This window comes from Sporosarcina sp. NCCP-2716, from assembly GCF_023707985.1.
Taxonomy (GTDB): domain Bacteria; phylum Bacillota; class Bacilli; order Bacillales_A; family Planococcaceae; genus Sporosarcina.
On record NZ_BRCF01000020.1, the window covers coordinates 1 to 506 of the forward strand.

The window sequence follows — 506 nt, forward strand, 5'->3', positions numbered from 1 at the left end:
TTACCGTTCTTCCGTCCATCCAGCGATGAATGGAATGAAAGAACAAAAAGAATCGCTGTCCGGCTCGCATTGCTGCGGCCGACTCGGTTGATTATCTTGATTTGTTGCTTCAATGTCGTTTTATCCAGTTTTCAAAGAACAAAAATACTCCCTATGGAGTAAGTTGGTGGAGCCTAGCGGGATCGAACCGCTGACCTCCTGCGTGCAAGGCAGGCGCTCTCCCAGCTGAGCTAAGGCCCCGAAGGGTTATGTTTAAAATGGTGGGCCTAAGTGGACTCGAACCACCGACCTCACGCTTATCAGGCGTGCGCTCTAACCAGCTGAGCTATAGGCCCATCTTATAATAGAAGATGAACCTTCAAAACTGAACGCAAAATGTCAACGTAAGAACCGAAAGGTTCTTTTCCGAATGTACAGCCACACATCTTGCGATGGTCTCTGTACAAATTCCTTAGAAAGGAGGTGATCCAGCCGCACCTTCCGATACGGCTACCTTGTTACGACTT

2 tRNA genes and 1 rRNA gene are annotated in these 506 nt (G+C 48.4%); all 3 read right to left on the reverse strand.

Annotated features, from left to right (window positions below):
- Window positions 1-164 precede the first annotated feature (164 nt).
- A tRNA-Ala gene (locus NFU03_RS15695) sits at window positions 165-240 on the reverse strand.
- A gap of 18 nt (window positions 241-258) precedes the next feature.
- Window positions 259-335 (reverse strand) — tRNA-Ile (locus tag NFU03_RS15700).
- A gap of 120 nt (window positions 336-455) precedes the next feature.
- Window positions 456-506: ribosomal RNA gene (locus tag NFU03_RS15705) — 16S ribosomal RNA — on the reverse strand; the annotation flags it as partial.